Annotated in this window: 27 protein-coding genes; 5 read left to right on the forward strand and 22 right to left on the reverse strand. The window is 60.6% G+C overall.

From position 1 onward, the window contains the following. Nucleotides 1–12 precede the first annotated feature (12 nt). The gene (locus IH404_RS19915; protein ID WP_005790011.1) at nt 13–819 is read right to left on the reverse strand and encodes an MOSC domain-containing protein; all 807 of its coding nucleotides are present in this window, start codon (nt 817–819) and stop codon (nt 13–15) included. 38 nt (nt 820–857) lie between these two features. After that, a complete protein-coding gene (locus tag IH404_RS19920) occupies nt 858–1,793 on the reverse strand; it encodes a chemotaxis protein CheV (RefSeq protein ID WP_005790014.1) in 936 nt (311 codons plus the stop codon). Between the two features lie 548 nt (nt 1,794–2,341). Between IH404_RS19920 and IH404_RS19925 the strand changes: the two genes are divergently transcribed. The 3 genes from IH404_RS19925 (at nt 2,342) to IH404_RS19935 (ending at nt 4,665) form a co-directional block, all read left to right on the forward strand. After that, the gene (locus IH404_RS19925; protein WP_194438857.1) at nt 2,342–2,791 is read left to right on the forward strand and encodes a hypothetical protein; all 450 of its coding nucleotides are present in this window, start codon (nt 2,342–2,344) and stop codon (nt 2,789–2,791) included. A gap of 324 nt (nt 2,792–3,115) precedes the next feature. Then, nucleotides 3,116–4,009 (forward strand): sensor histidine kinase, encoded by an 894-nt coding sequence (locus tag IH404_RS19930; RefSeq protein WP_005790017.1) that lies wholly within the window; start codon nt 3,116–3,118, stop codon nt 4,007–4,009. Further along, the gene (locus tag IH404_RS19935) at nt 4,006–4,665 is read left to right on the forward strand and encodes a response regulator transcription factor (RefSeq protein WP_005790019.1); all 660 of its coding nucleotides are present in this window, start codon (nt 4,006–4,008) and stop codon (nt 4,663–4,665) included. The genes IH404_RS19930 and IH404_RS19935 overlap by 4 nt, the downstream gene beginning before the upstream one ends. Here the strand turns inward: IH404_RS19935 and yegS are convergent. The 15 genes from yegS to flhA all read right to left on the reverse strand — a co-directional run bounded on the left by yegS (nt 4,624) and on the right by flhA (nt 20,310). Then, nucleotides 4,624–5,544 carry a lipid kinase YegS gene (gene yegS, locus IH404_RS19940; protein WP_005790021.1) on the reverse strand — a complete coding sequence of 307 codons (921 nt, stop codon included), beginning with the start codon at nt 5,542–5,544 and terminating at the stop codon, nt 4,624–4,626. The two genes, IH404_RS19935 and yegS, sit on opposite strands and share 42 nt — an antisense overlap. Nucleotides 5,545–6,245: 701 nt before the next feature. Next, nucleotides 6,246–6,638 (reverse strand): DUF2802 domain-containing protein, encoded by a 393-nt coding sequence (locus IH404_RS19945; RefSeq protein WP_005790023.1) that lies wholly within the window; start codon nt 6,636–6,638, stop codon nt 6,246–6,248. Continuing rightward, entirely contained in the window at nt 6,639–7,121 is a 483-nt protein-coding gene (locus IH404_RS19950) for a chemotaxis protein CheW (protein ID WP_005790025.1), read from the reverse strand. Between the two features lie 79 nt (nt 7,122–7,200). Continuing rightward, nucleotides 7,201–7,992, reverse strand: coding sequence for a CheW domain-containing protein (locus IH404_RS19955; RefSeq protein WP_005790027.1), 792 nt, complete (start codon nt 7,990–7,992; stop codon nt 7,201–7,203). Next, nucleotides 7,992–8,780, reverse strand: a complete 789-nt coding sequence (locus IH404_RS19960; protein WP_005790028.1) for a ParA family protein — start codon at nt 8,778–8,780, stop codon at nt 7,992–7,994. The genes IH404_RS19955 and IH404_RS19960 overlap by 1 nt, the downstream gene beginning before the upstream one ends. A 51-nt stretch (nt 8,781–8,831) precedes the next feature. Further along, nucleotides 8,832–9,719 carry a flagellar motor protein MotD gene (motD, locus tag IH404_RS19965; RefSeq protein ID WP_194438858.1) on the reverse strand — a complete coding sequence of 296 codons (888 nt, stop codon included), beginning with the start codon at nt 9,717–9,719 and terminating at the stop codon, nt 8,832–8,834. A gap of 15 nt (nt 9,720–9,734) precedes the next feature. Further along, entirely contained in the window at nt 9,735–10,475 is a 741-nt protein-coding gene (locus tag IH404_RS19970; protein WP_005790033.1) for a flagellar motor protein, read from the reverse strand. Beyond that, nucleotides 10,475–11,605, reverse strand: coding sequence for a chemotaxis response regulator protein-glutamate methylesterase (locus IH404_RS19975; protein WP_194438859.1), 1,131 nt, complete (start codon nt 11,603–11,605; stop codon nt 10,475–10,477). The genes IH404_RS19970 and IH404_RS19975 overlap by 1 nt, the downstream gene beginning before the upstream one ends. Nucleotides 11,606–11,653: 48 nt before the next feature. Then, nucleotides 11,654–13,831: a chemotaxis protein CheA gene (locus IH404_RS19980; protein ID WP_194438860.1), complete on the reverse strand. Its 2,178-nt coding sequence runs from the start codon at nt 13,829–13,831 to the stop codon at nt 11,654–11,656. An 11-nt stretch (nt 13,832–13,842) separates the two neighbouring features. After that, the gene (locus IH404_RS19985) at nt 13,843–14,631 is read right to left on the reverse strand and encodes a protein phosphatase CheZ (RefSeq protein WP_005790038.1); all 789 of its coding nucleotides are present in this window, start codon (nt 14,629–14,631) and stop codon (nt 13,843–13,845) included. Nucleotides 14,632–14,649: 18 nt separating this feature from the next. Next, entirely contained in the window at nt 14,650–15,024 is a 375-nt protein-coding gene (locus IH404_RS19990; RefSeq protein ID WP_005790040.1) for a chemotaxis response regulator CheY, read from the reverse strand. 167 nt (nt 15,025–15,191) lie between these two features. Then, the gene (fliA, locus tag IH404_RS19995) at nt 15,192–15,932 is read right to left on the reverse strand and encodes an RNA polymerase sigma factor FliA (RefSeq protein ID WP_005790042.1); all 741 of its coding nucleotides are present in this window, start codon (nt 15,930–15,932) and stop codon (nt 15,192–15,194) included. Continuing rightward, entirely contained in the window at nt 15,929–16,762 is an 834-nt protein-coding gene (gene fleN, locus IH404_RS20000) for a flagellar synthesis regulator FleN (protein WP_003192912.1), read from the reverse strand. Before fleN ends, fliA begins: the two co-directional genes overlap by 4 nt. A 105-nt stretch (nt 16,763–16,867) precedes the next feature. Further along, nucleotides 16,868–18,184 (reverse strand): flagellar biosynthesis protein FlhF, encoded by a 1,317-nt coding sequence (gene flhF / locus IH404_RS20005; protein ID WP_005790047.1) that lies wholly within the window; start codon nt 18,182–18,184, stop codon nt 16,868–16,870. A gap of 11 nt (nt 18,185–18,195) precedes the next feature. Further along, the gene (flhA, locus tag IH404_RS20010) at nt 18,196–20,310 is read right to left on the reverse strand and encodes a flagellar biosynthesis protein FlhA (protein WP_032880069.1); all 2,115 of its coding nucleotides are present in this window, start codon (nt 20,308–20,310) and stop codon (nt 18,196–18,198) included. 404 nt (nt 20,311–20,714) lie between these two features. On the opposite strand from flhA, the gene IH404_RS20015 reads away from it, so the two are divergent. Further along, the gene (locus IH404_RS20015) at nt 20,715–20,969 is read left to right on the forward strand and encodes a DUF6124 family protein (RefSeq protein ID WP_194438861.1); all 255 of its coding nucleotides are present in this window, start codon (nt 20,715–20,717) and stop codon (nt 20,967–20,969) included. Between the two features lie 112 nt (nt 20,970–21,081). Here the strand turns inward: IH404_RS20015 and IH404_RS20020 are convergent, their stop codons facing one another. Both IH404_RS20020 and IH404_RS20025 read right to left on the reverse strand, forming a co-directional pair. Beyond that, nucleotides 21,082–21,285: a cold-shock protein gene (locus IH404_RS20020; RefSeq protein WP_005790055.1), complete on the reverse strand. Its 204-nt coding sequence runs from the start codon at nt 21,283–21,285 to the stop codon at nt 21,082–21,084. An 18-nt stretch (nt 21,286–21,303) separates the two neighbouring features. After that, nucleotides 21,304–21,522, reverse strand: a complete 219-nt coding sequence (locus IH404_RS20025; RefSeq protein ID WP_232289436.1) for a hypothetical protein — start codon at nt 21,520–21,522, stop codon at nt 21,304–21,306. A 202-nt stretch (nt 21,523–21,724) separates the two neighbouring features. On the opposite strand from IH404_RS20025, the gene IH404_RS28030 reads away from it, so the two are divergent. Further along, nucleotides 21,725–21,913: a hypothetical protein gene (locus IH404_RS28030; RefSeq protein ID WP_032803657.1), complete on the forward strand. Its 189-nt coding sequence runs from the start codon at nt 21,725–21,727 to the stop codon at nt 21,911–21,913. A 34-nt stretch (nt 21,914–21,947) separates the two neighbouring features. On the opposite strand, the gene flhB is transcribed toward IH404_RS28030, so the two are convergent. The 3 genes from flhB to fliQ are packed head-to-tail and all read right to left on the reverse strand — an operon-like array spanning nt 21,948 to nt 24,147. Continuing rightward, the gene (gene flhB / locus IH404_RS20035) at nt 21,948–23,084 is read right to left on the reverse strand and encodes a flagellar biosynthesis protein FlhB (protein ID WP_005790061.1); all 1,137 of its coding nucleotides are present in this window, start codon (nt 23,082–23,084) and stop codon (nt 21,948–21,950) included. A 3-nt stretch (nt 23,085–23,087) separates the two neighbouring features. Continuing rightward, nucleotides 23,088–23,873, reverse strand: coding sequence for a flagellar biosynthetic protein FliR (gene fliR, locus IH404_RS20040; protein ID WP_005790062.1), 786 nt, complete (start codon nt 23,871–23,873; stop codon nt 23,088–23,090). Nucleotides 23,874–23,877: 4 nt separating this feature from the next. After that, complete coding sequence (gene fliQ / locus IH404_RS20045) at nt 23,878–24,147, reverse strand: flagellar biosynthesis protein FliQ (RefSeq protein WP_003192936.1); 270 nt, start codon at nt 24,145–24,147, stop codon at nt 23,878–23,880. Nucleotides 24,148–24,151 lie beyond the last annotated feature (4 nt).

Consider the following 24,151-nt stretch of genomic DNA (forward strand, 5'->3'; position numbering starts at 1 on the left):
GACGGGCATTTTTTATTCCAGGACCGTCACCGGCATCCCGACTTCCAAGTGGCCGATGCCATCGTTGACCAGGTTCTGGCCGAACATCGCGCCCTTCTCGGTCTTGCGATAGGTCTCCAGCGTCGCGAAGGGTTCGCGGTCGGGGCTGCGCTCGCCGGTGCGGGGATCAATGGTGGTGAGGATGCAACGCGAGCACGGCTTGACCACCCGGAACTCCACATCGCCGATGCGCAAGCGCTTCCAGCCATCCTCGGCAAAGGCTTGGGCGCCTTCGATCACCAGGTTGGGACGAAAACGCAGCATCTCCATCGGGCGGCCGATCTTCTCACACAAGTCATCCAGGGAGCCTTGGCCGATCAGTAACAGCGGGTAGCCGTCGGCAAAGCCGACCTTGTCGTCATCCTTGCCGTAGCCGGCTTCGGTGGTGCGCGCACGTTCCAGGGGAAGCTGTACCAGGCGCGTAGGCTTGCCGATAAACTCGCTGACCCAGGCGGCCGCCTCATCGCCAGCATCGGGTACGCGCAGGGTGTCGCGCCAGATGGTCACGCCGCGCAGTTCACTGGCACCCTCCGGCAACGCCACCTCCAACGATGAGTAGCCCGGCGAACTCAAGGTCAGGCCCCCCGCGTCGTTCCACAGCGCCGACAGTTGGCTCATCTTCGCCACCGCCCGCTGCGTCAGGAACCGCCCACTGGCTTCGTCCACCAGCATCCAACGTCGATCCCCTTGCAGGCCGAGTTTATCCAGGCCTATGTGCTGCAAGGCTTCGGCCTTGCCGGATTTGAGGGGGTAACGGTACAACGCGCTGAGACGAAGCATGGGCCTGCCTTCCTGGGAAACAAAGTGTCATCCTAAAGTCAGGCGGGCACTTCGTCCAACATCAGTCGCTCGCGCACCACATCCACCAGCTTGTCCGGCTGGAATTTGGAGAGGAAATTGTCGCAGCCGACCTTCTTCACCATTGACTCATTGAAGCTGCCCGACAGCGAAGTGTGCAGCACCACATAGAGGCCGCGCAGGCGCGGGTCGTTGCGGATTTCGGTGGTGAGGCGGTAGCCGTCCATCTCGGGCATTTCGGCGTCGGTGAAGATCATCAGCAGCTTGTCGGTCATCACCTGGCCGCTGTCGGCCCAGGCTTTGAGCATGTTCAACGCCTTGAGACCGTCGCTGGCGATGTGCATCTTCACCCCCAACTGTCCCAGGGTATCGCGCAACTGCGACAGGGCCACGTTGGAGTCGTCCACCAGCAGCACTTCGCGACCACGGGCACGTTCGAGCACCGGGTCTTCGAGTTTTTCCCGCGAGACCTTGGCGTTATAAGGCACGATCTCGGCGAGGACTTTTTCCACGTCGATGATCTCCACCAACTGGTCGTCGACCTTGCTGATGGCCGTGAGGTAATGCTGGCGACCGGCGCTGGTCGGCGGCGGCAGGATGGCTTCCCAGTTCATATTGACGATGCGGTCAACGCCGCCCACCAGAAACGCCTGCACCGAACGGTTGTATTCGGTGACGATGATGGTGCTGTTGGGCCCCGGCACCAAAGGGCGCATACCGATGGCCTGGGACAAGTCGATCACCGGCAAGGTCTGGCCACGCAGGTTGACCACCCCGCACACGAATGGGTGGCGCTGGGGCATCAGGGTCAGCTTGGGTAACTGCAGCACTTCCTGCACTTTGAACACGTTGATCGCGAACAACTGCCGTCCGAAGAGGCGGAACATGAGAATTTCCAGGCGATTCTCACCCACCAATTGCGTGCGTTGATCTACCGTGTCGAGAATGCCGGCCATTAAAAGCTCCTGGTGTACACGCCGCAGGCGCGTTGAGAGGGTATGCAGTCGTATAGGCACGTTATCGGCGGCAAACGCCGGACCTTGACCCCAATAAAATGCCATGTAAATTCATTGATGTCACACTGACATCATGCTTTACTGCTTCGGCCCTTGATACTGTTTCAATGCGCCGTGCGCGACAGTCGAACCGACGTGCAGTTCCACCATGTAGGGGGTTCCCCTATACGCAATCAGGCCCAACCTGATATTCGCGATATCTAATAGCCATTAATGTGACGCCATTCTCATTGCATGAATGGAGTCAGGCTTTTGTTTGCCATCCCCAGCCCTTGGCCCACGGGCCTTTCAGGCACTCACGTATCGGCAACTGAAGTCGTGTCATCCCGCACACCATGGGCTACATACGACTTTCGTGAGCACTTCAATAAACGTCCTACTGAAACATCGGAAGCGACCTACAAGTCCAAGTCGTATTTCAGCGCTAGTTTTAAGCCATTCACCCGGTGCGACATCTCATCACCCGACCTTACGTTGCGGAGACTTGCATGATGAATAGCGCAAACGAATGGCAAACAGCACTTCTCGCGTTTCTGGGCGAGGCTCAACTGCTTCTGGGCAAATCCGAAGAGTGTTTGAGCCATCTGCATTTGATCCGCAACGACAGCGACGCCATCGACTGCATGAAAGCCAGCCTGGCTAAACTGGCTGAAAAAGCCGATGGCCTGGCGCTGCAGGCGATCAGCGAGTTCTCGGGGCATCTGCAAAATCTGATCGCCAATGCCCAAAGCCCTCTGCAGTTGCATGACGAGGCGCTGGACGCGCTGCATGACTGCCTGACCCTGCTGGCCTGGCAACTGGAACTGATCGACACCCGCACCGGTGAACTGAGCCTGGATGAAAGCGAGCAAACTTCATTGATCGCAACGGTTGCCTTGCAGATCCCGCAAAAGAATTTGAGCCGTACACCGCCGCAGCATCTGCATCAGGGGTCGTAGCGTCGTGCAGGTCGTATTTAACTGTCGAGTTATCTAAAAACGACCGGCTTTGACGCAATGGGAAAATATCAATTAGCCGTCAATGTAATAATTATACAAACCAACTTCGTTAATACAACTTTCCACTTTCAACTCTGGGATTAACGCCCAGAGTATTTGTGTGGGCCATAAACCAATCAGGCGACCAACGGTAAGCGGGGTGGTACTATGCCCCGCTCGAAGTGATTTAACTTCAACATGCTTAAAGACGATTTGGCAGCGCACTCCAAACAGAGCCCGGTCAACCGGCCTCACCGCAGTGAACCCTCATTGGCTCCATCCGCTATGTACGCCAGTTTCAAGTCACTTATCGCCAGGTCCGTGTCCCGCAGCCATGTGCGCCGCCTCACCCTTGCGCTGTGCCTGTGCTCATTGCTGGCCAGCCTGTGGGCCTATCTGCAGGACGCGCCGCTGCCGTTGCTGATCCTGCTGCTCAACTTCGCCACGCTGGTGGTGGTGGGGCTGCAACAGTGGAATTCGCGCAAAGCCATCAAGTTCGAGCCCCAGGAACTGGCCGACCGCTTGCTGCAAGTGCAGGAGAACGAACGCCACCGGCTCAGCCGCGAACTGCATGACGATATCGGCCAACTGCTGACCGCCGCCAAACTGCAAAGCGAATGGTTGCAGCGCCGCCTGCCCCCGGACCTGAACACCCATTGCACGGTGCTGTGCAATACGCTCAATGAAACCCTGGCCAAGGTGCGCGACGTCTGCGCCATCCTCAACCCGCGCCAACTGACCAGCCTGGGTCTGGAAGCCAGCCTGCGCGCACACCTGCTCAAGACCCTGGAAAACACCCAGGTGTGCTGGAGCCTGGAGTGCCAGCAACGGCTCACCGGCATCCCCGAAGAAATGGCCGTGGCGGCCTTTCGCATCACCCAGGAAGCGGTGACCAACATGCTTCGCCATGCAAAGGCGCGCAACCTGCTGGTGCGCCTGCAACGCCTGCCTGAAGGCCTGTCGCTGATGATCTGCGATGACGGCCAGGGGTTCTCGCCTGCCCCCGACCCGGGCCGGGAAGGCCAACGGGGCTTGGCCGGTATGTGCGAACGAACCCACCAGCTGGGGGGCACCTTTTCCATCAGCAGCCAGCCTGGCAACGGCACCCGTATCAACGCACTTTTCCCCTGGGCGCCCCGCGCTCTCGAACGGGCCAGCGCCCCTAAGGTTCTCGAGTGACCTGCAATTTACTCCTGGTGGATGACCACGCACTGATTCGCGCCGGTGTGCGTGCGCTGATTCTGGATATTCCCGGCTACAGCGTCATCGGCGAAGCCAGCGATGGCGCACAACTGCTGGCGCAATACAGCGCCTTGCAGCCGGATATCGTGCTGCTCGATCTGTCGATGCGGCACACCGGTGGGCTGGATGCCTTGCAGCAACTCAAGCGCTTTTACCCCAATTGCAAGGTGCTGATTCTGTCGATGCACACCGAACCAGACCTGATCATGCGCGCACTGGAGTCCGGAGCCCACGGCTACCTGCTCAAGGACACCACCGCCAACGAGCTGGAACATGCCCTGCTGGCCCTGCGTAACAACGAACGCTACCTGAGCCCCGCCATCGCCCACACGGTGATCAACCAGGCGCTGATCCGCAGCCAGAGCCCCAGCGCTCCCGTTGCCCACAGCCATAACCTGACGGCGCGGCAACTGGAGATTTTGCGTCTGATCGTACGTGGCAAGTCCACCCGGGAGATCGCCCATGGCCTGGGCTTGAGCATCAAGACTGTGGAGGCCCATCGCTCGCAGATCATGAAGCGCTTGCAGATTTTCGACGTGGCGGGCCTGGTGTTATTTGCCGTGCGTGAGCAAATCATCAGCCTGGACGACTAACGGCGAACCCAGCGGCAGATGCACGCGAAGCGCCTTGGGCAACGCTTCGAAATGCAGGTCGTCGCCTTCCAGCGGCTCGCCATCGAGGTTGATGTACAAGCCTTGGGCGACCTTGATATTGACCCATGGCAGGCGTGCGCGAACGAACATGGTGTCCAGGCCCCAGCCATTGCTCATCAATTCACGCAGGGTGCCGACCACTTCCTGGGGGGCTGGCAGGATGCTGACGTCGAGCAATCCATCATCGGCCAATGCGCCGGGGCACAGCACATGCCCGCCACCGGCCTGGCGACCGTTGCCGATACCCAGCGCGAGCAGCTCGCCTTTCCAGTGGAAATCCGGGCCTTCCAGCTCCCCGTAGGCGGCCTTCAATTCGCTGAAGCGCGATAAACCGGTGAACAGGTAGGCGGCGCCGCCGAGGACTTTCTTCAGGTCTTCGGAGGTGTTGGCCGTGACCTGGCTACCGAAACCGCCGGTGGCCATGTTCAGGAAGATCTGCCCGCCCACCTGGCCGAGGTCGATGGCCCTGGGCTGGACGTCCAGCAACGCCAGGGCGCCGGCCGGTTCCAACGGCACGCCCGCGGCCTTGGCAAAGTCATTGGCGGTGCCCAGGGGCATCAGCACCAGGCTGGCGTCGGCCTTGGCCAGCGCCATGGCCTCGGCCACATCGCGCAGCGTACCGTCGCCGCCGCCGGCGATGATGTGGGTGTAGCCGTCAGCCAGGGCTTCATCGACCAGCCGCTGGGCATCACCACCCTCCCACGTCACCCGCACCGCCAACTCCCAACCCTGCTCACGCCGGGCCAGCACGGCGGCACGCACGTCCTCGTTCAGGGCTTGTTTGCCGTGAAGGATCAACAGGGCTTTGGGGGTGGTCATTTGAAGGTATCTCCTGGGTCAAGGTGCTTGAAGGATGTTGACCCTTGGAGAACAGGAAAAGTCTGTGGCTGGAGAAAATTGATTGATGTACGCAGATCAAACTGTGGGAGCTGGCTTGCCTGCGATGGCCATAGGTATCTACACAACTTCAGTTCGCAGCCCCCCTACGGTAACCACGATGCGAAGCGAGCCGCTCTTGCTCTTGATCTTAGGCGCCCCGTTAAACCACGCTGGCCGGAATTCGACAGGGATTTGGGGGGTAAACCGGCAAGGATGCCGGTTTAGCCGCCCCGCGCCATGGATGGCGCGTGGCGGCGGCCCCCCAATCCATGGCGGATTACGGGCACACCGAGCCTGAGCGAGGTGCCGAGTGGTGGGGCGAAGGCCTTTTGCTTACTTTTGGGCCTCTCCAAAAGTGAGTCGCTGTAAGAGCGAAACCATAAGCGGCCGTTACCGCAGCAACGGATATGTACTCGGTCTGATCCAACTCCTGGTCGGCTGTCAGGCCGCCTTCGCAGGCAAGCCAGCTCCCACATTTGGACTGAGGGGTGTCAGGTAGATAAATGTCGGCTATCAGGCCGTCATCGCAGGCAAGCCAGCTCCCACAGTTTGGTCGCAGGGTGTCAGGCAGAGAAGCGTCGGTTGCCAGGCCGCTATCGAGGGCAATCCCCTCCCACATGAACCCAGCAAGCGCAGCCGAATCAGCTCTTGTGCAACTTGCTCATCAACTGCGCCTCGGCCTGGGTCAAGCCGCACGACTGGGTCAGTTCGTCCACCGTCGCCCCCATCCCCACCAGCTTGGCCGCCTGGGCAAAGGACAGGTTCGAAGGGTCGCGCTGTTCCAATTGCACCAGCTTATCCGGCAAAGGCCCGAGAATCGCGCGCAGTTCATGCACTTCATCGCCGACCCGCACCGCACTCTGCTGGTAATGATCCACGCGCTTGACCAGCTCCAGAATGCGCCGATCACGCACGGCATCGCGTTCGGCCTGTTGCAGGGCCAACTCCCGTTGCTGACGCATATAGCGCAGTACAAACGCCAAGGTCCCGGCCCACAACAGGGCCAGGACAATCACCGCTGCCTCAAGGAACAATCAGATGCTCTCCAGTTCCGACCACTCTTCTTCGCTCATCATCTTGTCCAGCTCAACCAGGATCAGCAGTTCGTTGTTCTTGTTGCACACGCCCTGGATGAACTTGGCCGATTCTTCGTTACCCACGTTCGGTGCGGTTTCCACTTCCGATTGGCGCAGGTAAACCACTTCGGCCACGCTATCGACCATGATCCCGACCACTTGCTTGTCGGCTTCGATGATCACGATACGGGTGTTGTCGCTGACTTCAACCGTGTCCAGGCCAAAACGCTGGCGGGTGTCGATGACTGTCACCACATTGCCACGCAGGTTGATGATGCCCAGCACATAGCTCGGTGCACCCGGTACCGGAGCGATCTCGGTGTAGCGCAGCACTTCCTGCACGCGCATCACGTTGATGCCGTAGGTCTCGTTGTCGAGTTTGAAGGTAACCCATTGCAGGATCGGATCATCCAAACCTTGTGCGGACGCTGACTTGTTCATTCGTGTAACCCCTTCAAATGCCGTTATCGACGGCGTGTGTGCTATTGCGCCGCGCAACCGCACGGCCCTTATTGTTCAATCAACTACGTTTGTTCTGTGGCATCGCCTTGACCGCACCGCTGGCAATCAACTCGGCCAGTTCAGCGACATCCAGCAATGCGCACATGTGCTCAATCACGGTGCCCGCCAGCCAGGGGCGCTGGCCGCGGTGGCTGCGCCATTTGATTTCATTGGGGTCCAGGCGCAACGAGCGGCTGACTTGATGCACCGCCAGCCCCCATTCGTAGCCCTGCACCGAAATCACGTATTGCAAGCCCTGGCGGAAATCGTCGCGGTAGCGGTCGGGCATCACCCAGCGCGCGGTGTCCAGCACCTTGAGGTTGCCGGCCTGGCTGGGCAAGATGCCGAGAAACCACTCCGGCTGGCCGAACAACGGTGTCAGCTCCTGGCCTTCCAAAGAATAGATCGAGCCCAGGCACACCAGCGGCACTGCCAGGGTCAAGCCGGCGACGTCGAACAGCAGGCACTCGAACGGCTCGGCCGCCCACGCCGGGCGGCCGTCACCGGTTACCGGCGGTGGCGTGATACTCGGCGGCAGGTGCACGTCCACCACCGGTTCGACCACCATCGGCGCCAACACCGCAGGGGTGATCGGCACCACGACTGGAGCCTCCACCACCTGCGCATCACGCGCCTGTTCTTCCATGACGGCCTGCTGGAACTCGTCCAGCGTAGTGTCAGGCTCGACAGCAGGCTCAAGTACCAGAATCGGTTCCGGCAGCTCTTCGTCAGTCGCCTCCTGCAGCAGGGCATCCAGGTAGGATTCCAGCGCGAGTTGCGGCCGGGTCTTGAATTCGACAGGACGGTTCATCACGCCACCTGCGCCACAAGCTGCTGCGACAGCAGATGCTTGAGCAACGCACGGTAGGCCAGCACGCCACGGCTCTTGCCATCGAACTGCGACGGCGTGAGCCCCGCACGGCTGGCATCGCGCAGGCGAGTATCCACCGGGATGTAGCCGTTCCAGATGGTGTCCGGGTAGGCATCGCGCAATACGCGCAAAGTGCTGAGGGATGCCTGGGTACGGCGGTCGAACAAGGTCGGCACGATGCTGAACGGCAGCGCCTGTTTGCGCGAACGGTTGATCATCGCAAGGGTGCTGACCATACGCTCCAGGCCCTTGACCGCCAGGTGCTCGGTTTGTACCGGGATCACCAATTGCTGGCTGGCCGCCAGGGCGTTGACCATCAGCACGCCCAGCAACGGCGGGCTGTCGATGATCGCGTAGTCGAAATCCTGCCACAACTGCGCCAGGGTCTTGGCGATCACCAGGCCCAGGCCGCTCTGCCCCGGCGACTGGCGCTCAAGGGTGGCCAGCGCGGTGCTCGACGGCAACAGCGAAATGCTCTCGTTGCTGGTGGGCAGCAGCAATTGCCCGGGCAAATCCGCCGGCACGCTGCCCTTGTGCAGGAACAGGTCATAGCAGCTGTGTTCCAGCGCATCCGGGTCGTAGCCGAAATAGCTGGTCATGGAACCGTGGGGGTCGAGGTCGACCACGACCACACGCTTGCCCGCTTCGGCCAGCAAGCCGGCTAAGGCGATGGAGGTGGTGGTCTTGCCGACTCCACCCTTTTGATTGGCAACTGCCCAGACTCTCATTCGGTTGGTTCCTCCCGGCGGGCACAGGCGCGACCGAGACATGGCATAAGGTTATTGAGCCGGTGACGGAGAATTGACGGCGCTTGCCCGAACCGGCGACTTTGCAGGGGTCGGTGCAGTTTGTGTGCCAGCGCGCTTCAACGCCGCATCCGGTGTTGCATTGGCCGTGCCAGTGCCGGTCAGGCTGCGACGTACATCCAGGTTGCGCGACACCACCAGCACCACCCGACGGTTGCGTGCCCGCCCTTCCACCGTGGCGTTATTGGCCACGGGCTGGAATTCACCATAGCCCACCGACGCCAGTCGCTGAGGGTTCACACCCTGCATGGCCAACATGCGCACGATGCTCGATGCACGGGCCGATGACAGTTCCCAGTTGGTCGGGTACTGCGCGGTGCTGATGGGAAAATTGTCGGTGAAGCCTTCCACATGGATCGGGTTTTCAAACGGTTTAAGGATCGCCGCCACCTTGTCGATGATGGTGAACGCCTGGTCACTGGGCAACGCATCGGCACTGGCAAACAACAGGCTGGAGTTGAGTTCGATCTCCACCCACAACTCGTTGCCGCGTACGGTCATCTGATTGGAACTGATCAGGTCACCAAAGGCGGCACTGATGTCATCGGCGATGCTTTTGAGCGGGTCACTGGTGCCGCCGACACCGGCAGCGATCTCCTCGCTGTCGTTAACCAGCGGCTTGGCCGGGGTGACGGTCCTGGGCCGCTCGTCACCGATGGGAATCGGCTTGAGCGCACGCTCGGTATCGTTGAACACGCCCACCAGTGCCTGGGAAATGATCTTGTACTTGCCTTCGTTGACCGACGAAATCGAATACATCACCACGAAAAACGCAAACAACAAGGTGATGAAGTCCGCGTAGGACACCAGCCAGCGCTCGTGGTTGACATGTTCTTCAGGCTCGCGACGGCGACGGCTCACAGGCGGTTCCTCCCATCAATCCATGAAGCCCTGGAGCTTCAATTCGATGGAGCGCGGGTTCTCACCTTCGGCAATCGACAGGATGCCTTCAAGCAGCATTTCGCGATAACGCGACTGGCGCATGGCAATCGACTTGAGCTTGCTGGCCACCGGCAACAGCACCAGGTTGGCACTGGCCACGCCGTAGATGGTCGCCACAAACGCCACGGCAATACCGCTGCCCAGCTGCGAAGGATCAGCCAGGTTGCCCATCACGTGGATCAGGCCCATCACCGCACCGATGATGCCGATAGTCGGCGCGTAGCCGCCCATGCTTTCAAAGACTTTGGCCGCATTGATGTCACGGCTTTCCTGGGTGTAGAAATCCACCTCCAGGATGCTGCGGATCGCTTCCGGCTCAGCGCCGTCCACCAGCAACTGCAGGCCCTTGCGTGCGTAGCTGTCGGGCTCGGCATCGGCCACGCCTTCCAGGCCCAGCAAACCTTCCTTGCGGGCAGTGAGGCTCCAGTTGACCACGCGGTCGATGCCGCCGGGCAGGTCGACCCGTGGCGGGAAAATGATCCACACCAGGATCTGCATGGCCCGCTTGAACGAGCTCAGCGGCGACTGCAACAGCGCCGCGCCCACGGTGCCACCAATCACGATCAGCGCCGCCGGGCCATTGGCCAGGGCGCCGAGGTGGCCGCCTTCGAGGTAGTTGCCGCCGATGATGGCGACAAACGCCATGGTGATCCCGATCAGGCTCAAGACATCCATCAGAGGCAGGCCTCCACCAGATGCTTGCCGATGTCGTCCAGGCTGTAGACCGCGTCAGCCAGGTCAGCCTTGACGATGGCCATGGGCATGCCATAGATCACGCAGCTGGCTTCGTCCTGGGCCCAGATGGCGCTGCCACCTTGCTTGAGCAGGCGTGCGCCTTCACGGCCGTCGGCGCCCATGCCGGTGAGCACCACCGCCAGAACTTTGTCACCGTAGGACTTGGCCGCCGAACCGAAGGTGATATCCACACACGGCTTGTAGTTCAAGCGCTCGTCGCCCGGCAGGATTTTGATCGCACCACGGCCGTCCACCATCATCTGCTTGCCACCCGGCGCCAGCAGCGCCAGGCCAGGACGCAGGATGTCGCCATCCTCGGCTTCCTTGACGGTGATCCGGCACAGCTTGTCCAGGCGCTCGGCGAACGCCTTGGTGAACGCCGCGGGCATGTGCTGCACCAGCACAATCGGCGCCGGGAAGTTGGCCGGCAGCTGGGTCAACACCCGCTGCAAGGCCACCGGGCCACCGGTGGAGGTACCGATGGCAACCAGCTTGTAAGCCTTGCGCTTGGGCGCTGGCGAATGGGCACTCGGTGCAGCGGCGGCACGTACCGGCGCCACCGCAGGCCGAGCCACCGGCGCAGGGGCCGGGCGTGCAAACGATGAGGTTGGTGCAGCCGCTACGGGCGCAGGCGTAGGTGCCGGCGCAGGTGCACTGAACAGGCTACGACGGTTACTGCGTGAGATGCTGTGCACCTTCTCGCACAGCATCTGCTTGACCTTGTCGGGGTTGCGCGAGATGTCTTCGAAATTCTTCGGCAGAAAATCCACCGCGCCGGCATCCAGCGCGTCGAGGGTCACCCGTGCGCCTTCGTGAGTCAGCGACGAGAACATCAATACCGGGGTGGGGCAGCGCTGCATGATGTGACGCACGGCGGTAATGCCGTCCATCATTGGCATCTCGTAGTCCATGGTGATCACGTCCGGCTTCAACGCGATGGCCTGATCGATCGCCTCTTTACCGTTGGTGGCCGTGCCGACCACCTGGATCGTTGGATCGGCGGAAAGAATTTCCGAGACGCGGCGGCGGAAGAAACCCGAATCGTCCACCACCAGGACCTTGACTGCCATAAACACTCCGTTAGGTGGGGCGGGCATGACCGCCCTGCCCCACCAGAATCAAATACGCCGTGCGGCGTAACGCTTGAGCATGCTTGGAACATCGAGAATCAACGCGATCCGACCGTCACCGGTAATGGTCGCGCCCGACATGCCCGGGGTGCCCTGCAGCATCTTGCCCAAAGGCTTGATCACCACTTCTTCCTGGCCCACCAGTTGATCGACCACAAAGCCGATGCGCTGGGTGCCCACGGACAGAATCACCACATGGCCTTCACGCTGCTCTTCATGCTTGGCCGACGCCACCAGCCAACGCTTGAGGTAGAACAATGGCAATGCCTTGTCGCGCACGATCACCACTTCCTGGCCGTCCACCACGTTGGTGCGCGACAGGTCGAGGTGGAAAATTTCGTTGACGTTGACCAGCGGGAAAGCGAACGCCTGGTTGCCCAGCATCACCATCAGCGTCGGCATGATCGCCAGGGTCAACGGCACCTTGATGACGATCTTGGAGCCCTGGCCCTTGGTCGAGTAGATGTTGATCGAGCCGTTGAGCTGGCTGATCTTGGTTTTCACCACGTCCATGCCGACGCCACGGCCGGATACGTCGGAAATCTCGGTCTTGGTCGAGAAGCCCGGGGCGAAGATCAGGTTGTAGCACTCGGTGTCGGTCAGGCGGTCGGCGGCGTCCTTGTCCATCACGCCGCGCTTGACCGCGATATTGCGCAAGATGGTCGGGTCCATGCCTTTGCCGTCATCGGTGATCGACAGCAGGATGTGGTCGCCCTCTTGCTCTGCGGCCAGGATCACCTTGCCGTTGCGCGACTTGCCGGCGGTTTCGCGTTCTTCCGGGGTTTCCACGCCGTGGTCGACCGCGTTGCGCACCAAGTGGACCAGCGGGTCGGCGAGGGCCTCGACCAGGTTTTTATCCAGGTCGGTTTCTTCGCCCACCAGTTCCAGGTTGATTTCTTTCTTGAGCTGGCGCGCCAGGTCGCGGACCAGGCGCGGGAAGCGGCCAAAGACTTTCTTGATCGGCTGCATCCGCGTTTTCATCACGGCGGTTTGCAAGTCGGCGGTGACCACATCGAGGTTCGACACGGCCTTTTGCATGGCTTCGTCGCCGCTGTTCAGGCCCAGGCGCACCAGGCGGTTACGCACCAGCACCAGTTCGCCGACCATGTTCATGATGTCGTCCAGGCGTGCGGTATCGACGCGCACGGTGGTTTCGGCTTCACTGGCGGGCTTTTCCGCCGCGGCCGGTGCCGCTGCACGGGCAGGTGCCGGCGCGGGTGCCGGCTTGGCGACCGGCGCCGACGCTTTGGCGGCCGCCGGTGCGGCAGTGGCGACCGCTGCGGCGGCAGCTGGCGCCACTTCGGTGAACTTGCCTTTACCGTGCAGCTCGTCCAGCAGCGCTTCGAACTCGTGATCGGAGATCAACCCGTCGTCGGCAGGCCCAGCCTTGGTGGCCGGGGCGGCAGCTGTGGCCGCGACTTCCGGCAGGGCTTCGGCCACAAAGGTGCCTTTGCCATGCAGTTGGTCGAGCAGTGCTTCGAACTCATCGTCGGTAATGTCGGTGCTGGCATTGGCATCCGGCACTTGCGGCGGCGCCACAGGGGCCACGGCATCGGCCGCGAACTGGCCCTTGCCATGCAACTGGTCGAGCAAGGATTCGAATTCTGCGTCGGTAATGTCTTCGCTGGTCGGCGTGGCGACAGGTGCAGCCGGCGCTTCAGCCTCGGCCTTGACCGCATTGAGCGAGTCGAGCAGCTGTTCGAACTCGCTGTCGGTCACGTCCGGTTCGGCTTCTACCACCGGCTCAGGCGCCGCTTGCACAACCGGCGCAGCGGCAGCCGGTTCAGCCAGGCGCGCCAGGGCGGCCAGCAGTTCCGGGGTAGCCGCCGTGATCGGCGCACGTTCACGCACCTGGCTGAACATGCCGTTGACTGCATCCAGTGCTTCGAGAATCACGTCCATCAATTCCGAATCAACGTGACGCTCACCCTTGCGAAGGATGTCGAACACGTTCTCGGCGATGTGGCAGCACTCCACCAGCTCATGGAGCTGGAGGAAGCCGGCGCCCCCTTTTACAGTGTGAAAACCGCGAAAAATTGCATTGAGCAGGTTCGCATCATCCGGTCGGCTTTCCAGCTCGACCAGTTGTTCGGACAGTTGCTCTAGAATTTCGCCGGCCTCTACAAGGAAATCCTGAAGGATTTCTTCATCGGCGCCGAAGCTCATGTGGGTGCTCCTTAGAAGCCTAAACTGGATAACAGGTCATCTACGTCATCCTGACCTGACACAACGTCTTCACGTTTATCGGCATGAATCTGCGGACCTTCACCCTTGGCGAGATGTTTTTGTGGATCTTTTTCCGAGAGGATCGCTTCGCGGTCGTGTTCGATGCCGGCAAAACGGTCGACCTGGCCGGCCATCAGCACCAATTTGAGCAAGTTGCTTTCCACTTCGGTGACCAATTGGGTCACGCGCTTGATCACCTGGCCGGTGAGGTCCTGATAATCCTGGGCCAGCAGGATGTCGTTGAGATTGCTGGCCACCGTGCGGTTCTCTTGCTCGCTGCGCGACAGGAAACCGTCGACCCGACGCGCCAACTCACGAAATTCCTCAGCGCCCACTTCACGGCGCATGAAGCGGCCCCAGTCAACGCTCAGGGCCTGGGCTTCGCTGGCCATGCCGTTGACCAGAGGCGTGGCGTTTTCCACCAGGTCCATGGTGCGGTTGGCAGCGGCCTCGGTCAGCCTGACCACATACGACAGGCGCTCAGTGGCGTCGGTGATCTGTGAAATTTCTTCGGCCTGGGGCATGCGCGGGTCAATCTGGAAATTGACGATCGCACTGTGCAGCTCGCGTGTGAGCTTGCCCACTTCCTGGTACAGGCCGCGGTCACGGGTCTGGTTAAGCTCATGGATCAACTGCACCGCATCGGCGAACTGGCCTTTTTCCAGGCTGTCGACCAACTGGTGAGCATGTTTTTTCAGGGTCGACTCAAAGTCGCCCTGTGACGTTTCGTTATGCTCCATAGCTCCCCCGTGGCGACATCAATGACCGATGCGTTCGAAGATTTTTTCAATCTTCTCTTTCAAGGCCAGCGCCGTGAATGGCTTGACCACGTAACCGTTGACCCCGGCTTGGGCGGCTTCGATGATCTGTTCACGCTTGGCTTCGGCGGTCACCATCAGCACAGGCAGGCTGCGCAGCTTTTCATCGGCGCGCACGTGGCGCAGCAGGTCGATACCGGTCATGCCCGGCATGTTCCAGTCAGTTACCAGAAAGTCGATGCTGCCGCTGTTGAGGATCGGAATCGCCGTAATGCCGTCATCCGCCTCGACCGTGTTGGTGAACCCAAGGTCACGCAACAGGTTTTTAATGATCCGCCGCATCGTTGAGAAGTCATCAACGATGAGGATTTTCATGTTCTTGTCCAATTCGACCTCCAAGCAGTCTTAAACGCGCCCAGCACCTGGACGCGCCATTTCAATCAACAGGCGTTACACAAAAAGGACTGCCCAGGGCACCACGGTACTCACCCGCAAAACCCTGCGGTTTCGCGGTAGCGTCTGCAGTGTCCCCACACTGCCTGTCAGCGCGCGCGCCACTCTCCCAATCGCCCCCGCAAGCGGGCGGCGCACTGGCTATGCAACTGGCTGACACGCGACTCGCTGACCCCCAGGACCTCACCGATTTCCTTGAGGTTCAGCTCTTCGTCGTAGTACAGCGCCAGCACCAGGCGCTCACGCTCGGGCAAGTTGGCAATCGCGTCCGCCAACGCTTTCTGGAAACGTTCGTCCTCCAGATCGCGCGACGGTTCAAGATGTGCACTCGCGCCGTCCTCGTGCAGCCCTTCGTGTTCGCCGTCCTGTAAAAGGTCGTCGAAACTGAACAGGCGGCTGCCCAAGGTATCGTTCAAAATCCCGTAGTAATCGTCGAGACTCAATTGGAGTTCGGCCGCAACTTCATGATCTTTAGCGTCACGACCGGTTTTTGCTTCAATTGCACGAATTGCATCACTGACCATGCGGGTATTGCGGTGTACCGAACGCGGCGCCCAATCGCCTTTACGCACCTCGTCGAGCATTGCGCCACGGATACGGATACCCGCATACGTCTCGAAACTGGCACCCTTGCTCGCGTCGTATTTGGTCGACACTTCAAGCAGGCCGATCATACCGGCCTGGATCAAGTCTTCGACCTGCACGCTCGCCGGCAGGCGCGCCAACAGGTGATAGGCAATGCGCTTGACCAGAGGCGCATAGCGCTCGATCAATTCGCCCTGGCTGTCACGTGCCGACTTTTTGTAAAGGTTGTAGCCGCTGGATGTCATAGCACCGGTCCCGCACTCGTCTGATGCACCAAACGCTCGACGAAAAACTCCAGATGCCCCCGCGGATTGGCGGGCAACGGCCAGGTATCGACCTTCTGGGCAATGGCCTTGAACGCCAGTGCGCACTTCGAACGAGGGAACGCTTCGTAGACCGCACGCTGCTTTTGCACGGCCTTGCGCACACACTCGTCATAGGGAACTGCGCCGACGTATTGTAAAGCCACATCGAGGAAGCGATCCGTGACCTTGGTCAACTTGGCGAACAGGTTGCGCCCTTCCTGCGGGCTCTGGGCCATGTTGGCCAGCACGCGAAAGCGGTTCATGCCGTAGTCACGGTTAAGCAGTTTGATCAGCGCGTAGGCGTCGGTGATGGAAGTAGGTTCGTCGCACACCACCAGCAGCACCTCCTGCGCGGCGCGCACAAAGCTGACCACCGATTCGCCGATCCCGGCGGCGGTGTCGATCACCAGCACGTCGAGGTTGTCGCCGATATCACTGAAGGCCTGGATCAGCCCGGCATGTTGCGCGGGGCTCAGGTGCACCATGCTCTGGGTGCCCGAGGCAGCCGGCACGATACGAATGCCACCGGGCCCCTGGAGCAGCACATCGCGCAGCTCACAGCGGCCCTCGATCACATCGGCAAGGGTATGTTTGGGTGTCAGCCCCAGCAGAACGTCCACGTTCGCCAAGCCCAAATCAGCATCCAGCAGCATGACGCGACGGCCAAGCTCTGCCAGGGCCAGGGACAAATTCACTGACACGTTAGTTTTGCCGACGCCACCTTTGCCGCCGGTCACCGCGATCACCTGTACGGGATGCATGCTGCCCATTTTATTTCTTTACCTTGTCTTGCTTAGACGCAGGCTACATGGCTTGGCCGCTTGAAACGCTTGCAGACCATCGATGTAGGTACATTTCACGGTGTTCATCCTGCCTCAACCGACCCGTTTTGCCGGGTGGTGGTAAAGGTCGGCGAACATATCGGCCATCGCTTCCTCGCTAGGCTCTTCTTGCATTTGCACACTGACGGCACGGCTGACCAACTGATGACGGCGCGGCAGATGCAGATCATCCGGGATCCGCGGCCCGTCGGTCAGGTAGGCGACCGGTAATTCATGACTGATGGCCAGGCTCAACACTTCGCCCAGGCTCGCGGTTTCGTCGAGCTTGGTGAGGATGCAGCCGGCCAGACCGCAGCGTTTGTAACTATGGTACGCGGCGGTAAGAACCTGTTTCTGGCTGGTGGTTGCAAGCACCAGGTAATTTTTCGACTTGATGCCACGCCCGGCCAGGCTTTCGAGCTGCATACGCAGGGCCGGGTCGCTGGCTTGCAGGCCGGCGGTATCGATCAGCACCACGCGCTTGCGCAGCAGCGGGTCGAGGGCATTGGCCAGGGACTGGCCCGGGTCGACGTGCGTCACTGGCACATTGAGGATGCGGCCCAGGGTCTTGAGCTGCTCCTGGGCGCCGATGCGGTAGCTGTCCATGCTCACCAGGGCGATATTCTGTGCGCCGTATTTAAGTACATAACGCGCGGCCAGCTTCGCCAGGGTGGTGGTCTTGCCCATGCCGGCGGGGCCGACCATGGCAATCACACCGCCCTCTTCCAGGGGTTCGATTTCCGGGGTGGCGATCATGCGCGCCAAGTGCGCCAGCAACATGCGCCAGGCCTGACGCGGCTCTTCGACTTCGGCGGTCAAGGCCAGCAGGTCGCGGGACAAAGGGCCGGACAAGCCGATGCGTTGCAGGCGGCGCCACAGGTTGGCTTGCTGGGGCTTGCTGCCTTGCAGTTGCGTCCAGGCCAACGAGCCCAGCTGCACTTCCAGCAGTTCACGCAGGCCATTGAGTTCAAAGCGCATCGAATCGAACACACGCTGGTCGACAGCAGCAGCCGGGGCGGGCGCGGCTGGACGCGGCGGTTCGACAAATGTCGGCTCTACCAGCGGCTCGGCGGCGGTCAACGGCAGGCCGGCGAACAATTGGCGATTGGTGCTGGCATCGCTGTCGCCACGCATACTCAGTTCAGCCTGGGCCGACACAATGCGCGAGGCGGTCTTGCGCAGCTCGTCTTCGAGTTCCATGTTCGGCACGCGCGGGGCCAGCGCCTGGGGGGTGTAATCCAGGGCAGCCGTCAGCTCGACACCGCCGGCAATCCGACGGTTACCGATAATCGCGGCATCGGCGCCCAGCTCATCACGGACCAGTTTCATGGCCTGACGCATATCGGCGGCGAAAAAACGCTTAACTTGCATAACCCACTACCTCAGCCATTGGGCCCAACTGTCGCGACGATAGTCACTTGCTTATTGTCAGGAATTTCCTGGTAAGCCAACACGTGCAAATTCGGTACAGCCAGGCGTCCAAACCGCGACAACATCGCCCGAACCGGGCCGGCCACCAGCAGGATCACCGGGTTGCCTTGCATTTCCTGGCGCTGTGCGGCGTCGATCAACGAACGCTGCAGCTTTTCAGCCATGCTCGGCTCCAGCAAAACGCCCTCTTCCTGGCCTTGCCCCGCCTTCTGAATACTATTGAGCAATATTTGTTCCAACCTGGGTTCCAGGGTGATCACAGGCAGCTCGGACTCAATGCCTACAATGCTTTGCACGATTGCACGGGACAATCCGACGCGCACCGCCGCCACCAGAGCGGCAGTATCTTGACTCTTGGCGGCATTGTTGGCGATGGCTTCGGCAATGCTGCGAATGTCACGCACCGGCACCTGCTCGGCCAACAGCGCTTGCAGCACCTTGAGCAACTGCGACAGTGTCAGGACACCCGGCACCAGCTCTTCGGCCAGTTTCGGTGAGGATTTGGCCAGCAAGCCCATCAATTGCTGGACTTCCTCATGACCGATCAGCTCGTGGGAGTGCTTGTAGAGAATCTGGTTGAGGTGCGTGGCAACCACGGTGCTGGCATCCACCACGGTGTAACCCAGCGATTGCGCCTGGCTGCGCTGGCTGACTTCGATCCACACCGCTTCCAGGCCAAAAGCCGGATCTTTGGCGGTAATGCCGTTTAGCGTACCGAACACCTGCCCGGGGTTGATCGCCAGTTCGCGATCCGGGTAGATCTCGGCTTCAGCCAGGATCACGCCCATCAGGGTCAGGCGATAGGCGCTGGGAGCCAGGTCGAGGTTGTCGCGGATATGCACGGTAGGCATCAAGAAGCCCAGGTCCTGGGACAGCTTCTTGCGCACGCCCTTGATCCGCGCCAGCAATTGCCCGCCCTGGTTGCGGTCCACCAGCGGGATCAGGCGGTAGCCGACTTCCAGGCCGATCATGTCGATCGGGGTCACATCGTCCCAGCCCAGTTCCTTGGTTTCCTGGGCGCGGGCCGGGGATGGCAGCAGATCCTGCTGGCGGGCAATCTCTTGCTGGGCCTGGACCTTGACCGCGTTCTGCTTTTTCCAGAACAGGTAAGCTGCGCCGCCGGCCAGGGCCGCCATGCTCAGGAACGAGAAGTGGGGCATACCCGGCACGATGCCCATGATCGCCATGATGCCCGCCGCCACGGCCAGGGCCTTGGGCGAGGCGAACATCTGGCGGCTGATCTGCTTGCCCATGTCTTCGGAGCCCGAAGCGCGGGTAACCATGATGGCCGCCGCTGTTGATAACAACAGTGATGGCAATTGCGCCACTAAACCGTCACCGATAGTCAGCAAGGCATACACCTTGCCCGCATCGCCGAAGGTCATGCCGTGCTGGAAGATACCGACGGCCATGCCGCCGATCAGGTTGATAAACAGAATCAGCAGGCCGGCGATGGCGTCGCCGCGCACAAATTTGCTGGCGCCGTCCATGGAGCCGTAGAACTCGGCTTCCTGGGCGACTTCCGCACGGCGCGACTTGGCCTGGTTCTGGTCGATCAGGCCGGCGTTGAGGTCGGCGTCGATGGCCATCTGTTTGCCGGGCATGGCGTCGAGGGTAAACCGCGCGCTCACCTCGGAAATCCGCCCGGCGCCCTTGGTCACCACCACGAAGTTGATGATCATCAGGATCGCGAACACCACGATACCGACCACGTAGTTGCCGCCGATCACCACCTCGCCGAACGCCTGGATCACCTTACCCGCAGCGGCATGGCCGTCCTGGCCGTGAAGCATCACCACCCGCGTGGACGCCACGTTCAGCGCCAGGCGCAGCAGGGTCGCCACCAGCAGAATCGTCGGGAATACCGCGAAATCCAGCGGCCGCAGGGCGTACACGCACACCAGCAACACGACGACGGACAGGGCAATGTTGAAGGTAAAGAACACATCGAGCAGGAACGGCGGCATCGGCAACATCATCATTGCCAGCATCACCAGCAACAACAACGGCACACCCAGATTGCCCCGCGACAGGTCAGTCAGGGTGCCACGGGCCGTGTTGAGCATTTGAGAGCGATCTACCACCGGTATTCCTCGGGTCCTTGAAGCAAAGTTTTGACGCTGGAGGGCGACTTGGAGGCGGGGTTGCAAGAAGCCTTCCAACTTTGCTTTTGGGGCGATTTTCGAGTGGTAACCGATTCAAGTGTGGGAGCTGGCTTGCCTGCGATTGCGGTGTGTCAGTCACGCAGATATTGGCTGTGAGTCAGCCATCGCAGGCAAGCCAGCTCCCACATTTGGATTTGTGTGCAACCAGTATTGCTGAGGAAATTTCTGACAAGGATTTGGGGTTGCCCCTAGGAAATGCGCTCTCTAGTCTCCGTACACCGCTGCAAACGCAGCGGACGGGCGTCGCGGCCCGGATTACCTAGGAGCAAAAGCACCATCTCCCTTTCAGTAAAAGGAGCTTCACAGTGATCAAACCCGCCCCAAATGCCCCCATCCGGCTGTTTACCGTAGCCGACGGCATCAGCACCGAAGACCTGCTGGTCAACCTCAGCGAAACCCTTGCCTCGGCCAATGCCTTGAGCTGCGACCTGGCTTTTGACCTGGAAGGTTCGAAACGAGAGGAATTGCTCGGTGTTGCGCAATTGATCGAACTGGCGCAGTTACTGGCTGATCGTGTGCACCTTGGCGCCGCAATGGCGGGCAAAGCAAGCAGCGGATAATACGGACAAGGGTGGGAGCTGGCTTGCCTGCGATTGCGGTGTGTCAGCCACTGGGATATTGGCTGTGAGTCAGCCATCGCAGGCAAGCCAGCTCCCACCTGTGATTCAGTTTCTAAACTGGCCGTATATTCTCAGCCTGTGGGCCTTTTGGACCTTGTGTGACGTCAAACTCTACTTTTTGGTTTTCATCCAAAGATTTGTACCCCTGCGTCGCAATTGCCGAGTAATGGGCAAACACATCGGGAGTCCCATCATCCGGAGTAATAAAACCAAACCCCTTCTCCGCGTTAAACCACTTCACCGTGCCAGTTGTCATTGCCATTCTCCCTACACTTCACTTGAGACCCGGTTCACCTGGGTTGCACAGTTTGACGGGCAAGGCATAAATACCCTCGGGTCGATGGACCATTTGGAACTCCATGCGCTTGCCAAACCACAGCGCAGTGCAACGCCAGTCTCTGCCATTGATAAACACATCCTCTCCCCCGCCATCGGGCTTGATCACCCAATCGCCCCTGAGCCAGACGTAGTACCTGACCGTACCCGTAGCCATCTTCACAACCGCTCTCCCTGCATCTCGTTACTACATACGCGCAGTGCATGGTGGGTAATAAAACAGCGGGCAGCGCCCTTTGGCTACTGTCAGAGTTGACAGGTAGACGCAGGCTTTCAATGGGTGATAGGCATGGCAACGTTGCAGATCATGCATCCGTTGATCTTTTGCGTTTGCGCGGTTTGCGCTGCTTGGCAGGCGCTTGCTGGACTTCAGCGCATTCGACATTCGTCGATTGGACGGCAACCGCATTGCCATCCCGATCCCGAGCAATAAAACCAATGCCCTTGACCGCATCGAACCACCTGACCGTGCCCCTATCCATCACCGCCTCCCGAGCCGCGCATGGCTGCGCGGCTCATCGCTGTATCAAACAGTGAAGGCGGCGTAACGGCTACTGTCAAAGTTGACAGGTCAAAGAAGAATCAGGTGTCGCGGCGCAAATCCGGCGGTATCGGCAAATCCTTGAGCGGATCAGGCCGCTTGCCCTTGCCGGCGCGGTATTGGCGGATTTGGTAAACGTAGGCCAGTACCTGTGCCACGGCCAGGTACAACCCGGCGGGGATTTCCTGGTCGAGGTCGGTGGAATAGAAAATCGAGCGCGCCAGCGCCGGCGATTCCAGCAGCAGAATGTCGTTGGCCACGGCGATTTCGCGGATTTTCAGGGCGGTGAAGTCGCTGCCCTTGGCCAGCAACATCGGCGCACCACCCTTCTCGGGGTCGTACTTGAGGGCCACGGCGTAGTGCGTCGGGTTGGTGATGATCACGTCGGCGTCGGGTACCGAAGCCATCATCTTGCGCTGGGACATTTCGCGCTGCAGTTGACGAATGCGTTGCTTGACCTCGGGCCGGCCTTCCTGATCCTTGTGTTCGTCACGCACTTCCTGCTTGGTCATCAGCAGTTTCTTGTGGCTTTCCCACAGCTGGATCGGCGCATCCACAGCAGCGATCAGGATCAGCCCGAGGGCCATCCACAGCGCGCTCCAGCCCACCACCTGCACGCTGTGGATGATCGCCGACTCCAGCGGCTCATGGGCGATGCGCAGCAAGTCGTCGATGTCGGACGACAACACCGCCAGCGCCACGAACAGAATCAGGAAAAACTTGGCCAGGGCCTTGAGCAATTCAATCAGGGCCTTGGCGGAGAACATGCGCTTGAGCCCCGCGCCCGGGTTCATGCGGCTGAACTTGGGCGCCATGCTGCCCGCGGCAAACAACCAGCCGCCGAGGGCAACGGGGCCGATCAGCGCGGCGAGCAGCAAGGTGATCAAGATCGGTTGCACCGCCAATAGGGCGATTTTGCCTGAGTGCAGCAGGTACTGGCCCATGGCGTCGGGGTTGAGCAGCACTTCGCGGGGCAAGCTGAAGTTGTGTTTCATCATCTCCAGCAAGTCCAGCGCCAGGCCCCCGCCGTAGATCAGCAAGGCACCGGCACCGGCGATCATGGTGGCAAAGGTGTTGAGCTCTTTGGAGCGTGCAATCTCGCCCTTTTCCCTGGAGTCCTTTTTACGTTTCTCCGTGGGGTCTTCTGTTTTGTCCTGACCACTCTCGCTTTCGGCCATGGCTCAGCGCGCCCGTGCCAGATCACGTAAGAACTGCAGGGCATCGGTGGCCAGCGGTTGATACTGATTGAGAATGTCGGCCAGGCCGACCCAGAAAATCCCCATGCCCAACACCAGGGTCAGCGGGAAACCAATCGAGAAGATGTTCAGTTGCGGCGCCGCACGGGTCATCACACCAAACGCGATATTGACCACCAGCAGCGCCGTGATCGCCGGCAACACCAGCAACAGCGCCGCGCCGAGTACCCAACCGAGGCGCCCCACCAGTTCCCAGAAGTGGTTGACCACCAAGCCTGCGCCCACCGGCAAGGTGGTGAAGCTCTCGGTCAGCACCTCGAACGCCACCAGGTGACCGTTCATGGCCAGGAACAGCAAGGTTACCAACATGGTCAAAAACTGCCCGATCACTGCCGCCGACACGCCGTTGGTGGGGTCGACCATGGAGGCGAAGCCCATGCCCATCTGGATCGAGATGATTTGCCCGGCCACCACGAAGGCTTGGAAGAACAAGGTCAGGGAAAACCCCAACATGGCGCCGATCAGGATCTGTTCGGCGATCAGTAGCAAGGCGCTGAGGTCCAGCGCGTTGACCGGCGGCATCGGTGGCAGGCCCGGCACGATCACCACGGTGATCGCCACGGCAAAGTACAAACGCACGCGACGCGGAACCAGGGTGGTGCCGAACACCGGCATAGCCATCAACATCGCCGTGACGCGAAACAACGGCAGGATGAACGAGGCCACCCAGGTGCTGATCTGAGTGTCGGTCAACGCCAGCAAGGACTGCATCGGCTCAGCCGATCAACTGCGGAATACTGCCGTACAACTGCAGGATGTATTCCATGAAGGTTTGCACCAGCCAAGGGCCGGCGACGATCAGGGTCACCAGCATTACCAGCAGGCGCGGCAGGAAGCTCAGGGTTTGTTCGTTGATCTGGGTGGCCGCCTGGAACATCGCCACCAGCAGGCCGACCAACAGGCTCGGTACCACCAGCACGGCGACCATCAGGGTGGTCAGCCACAGTGCTTCGCGGAACAGGTCGACGGCGACTTCTGGGGTCATGGCC

Origin of the sequence: Pseudomonas sp. OST1909 (assembly GCF_015277575.1) — a bacterium.
In the GTDB taxonomy this organism is placed as follows: Bacteria; Pseudomonadota; Gammaproteobacteria; order Pseudomonadales; family Pseudomonadaceae; genus Aquipseudomonas; species Aquipseudomonas synxantha_A.

Excerpts from the sequence above, each read along its gene's own strand:
- IH404_RS19950 (WP_005790025.1), bottom strand. The coding sequence starts at position 7,121 with ATGAACAAGTCAGCGTCCGCACAAGGTTTGGATGATCCGATCCTGCAA.
- IH404_RS19925 (WP_194438857.1), top strand. The coding sequence starts at position 2,342 with ATGATGAATAGCGCAAACGAATGGCAAACAGCACTTCTCGCGTTTCTG.
- IH404_RS19970 (WP_005790033.1), bottom strand. The coding sequence starts at position 10,475 with ATGGATGTCTTGAGCCTGATCGGGATCACCATGGCGTTTGTCGCCATC.
- IH404_RS20020 (WP_005790055.1), bottom strand. The coding sequence starts at position 21,285 with ATGACAACTGGCACGGTGAAGTGGTTTAACGCGGAGAAGGGGTTTGGT.
- fliR (WP_005790062.1), bottom strand. The coding sequence starts at position 23,873 with ATGCAGTCCTTGCTGGCGTTGACCGACACTCAGATCAGCACCTGGGTG.
- IH404_RS19930 (WP_005790017.1), top strand. The coding sequence starts at position 3,116 with ATGTACGCCAGTTTCAAGTCACTTATCGCCAGGTCCGTGTCCCGCAGC.
- IH404_RS20025 (WP_232289436.1), bottom strand. The coding sequence starts at position 21,522 with ATGGCTACGGGTACGGTCAGGTACTACGTCTGGCTCAGGGGCGATTGG.
- fleN (WP_003192912.1), bottom strand. The coding sequence starts at position 16,762 with ATGGGCAGCATGCATCCCGTACAGGTGATCGCGGTGACCGGCGGCAAA.
- flhF (WP_005790047.1), bottom strand. The coding sequence starts at position 18,184 with ATGCAAGTTAAGCGTTTTTTCGCCGCCGATATGCGTCAGGCCATGAAA.
- fliA (WP_005790042.1), bottom strand. The coding sequence starts at position 15,932 with ATGACATCCAGCGGCTACAACCTTTACAAAAAGTCGGCACGTGACAGC.
- flhA (WP_032880069.1), bottom strand. The coding sequence starts at position 20,310 with ATGCTCAACACGGCCCGTGGCACCCTGACTGACCTGTCGCGGGGCAAT.
- IH404_RS19960 (WP_005790028.1), bottom strand. The coding sequence starts at position 8,780 with ATGAGAGTCTGGGCAGTTGCCAATCAAAAGGGTGGAGTCGGCAAGACC.
- IH404_RS19920 (WP_005790014.1), bottom strand. The coding sequence starts at position 1,793 with ATGGCCGGCATTCTCGACACGGTAGATCAACGCACGCAATTGGTGGGT.
- fliQ (WP_003192936.1), bottom strand. The coding sequence starts at position 24,147 with ATGACCCCAGAAGTCGCCGTCGACCTGTTCCGCGAAGCACTGTGGCTG.
- IH404_RS19975 (WP_194438859.1), bottom strand. The coding sequence starts at position 11,605 with ATGGCAGTCAAGGTCCTGGTGGTGGACGATTCGGGTTTCTTCCGCCGC.
- IH404_RS19955 (WP_005790027.1), bottom strand. The coding sequence starts at position 7,992 with ATGAACCGTCCTGTCGAATTCAAGACCCGGCCGCAACTCGCGCTGGAA.
- IH404_RS19990 (WP_005790040.1), bottom strand. The coding sequence starts at position 15,024 with ATGAAAATCCTCATCGTTGATGACTTCTCAACGATGCGGCGGATCATT.
- IH404_RS19915 (WP_005790011.1), bottom strand. The coding sequence starts at position 819 with ATGCTTCGTCTCAGCGCGTTGTACCGTTACCCCCTCAAATCCGGCAAG.
- yegS (WP_005790021.1), bottom strand. The coding sequence starts at position 5,544 with ATGACCACCCCCAAAGCCCTGTTGATCCTTCACGGCAAACAAGCCCTG.
- flhB (WP_005790061.1), bottom strand. The coding sequence starts at position 23,084 with ATGGCCGAAAGCGAGAGTGGTCAGGACAAAACAGAAGACCCCACGGAG.
- IH404_RS19980 (WP_194438860.1), bottom strand. The coding sequence starts at position 13,831 with ATGAGCTTCGGCGCCGATGAAGAAATCCTTCAGGATTTCCTTGTAGAG.
- IH404_RS19985 (WP_005790038.1), bottom strand. The coding sequence starts at position 14,631 with ATGGAGCATAACGAAACGTCACAGGGCGACTTTGAGTCGACCCTGAAA.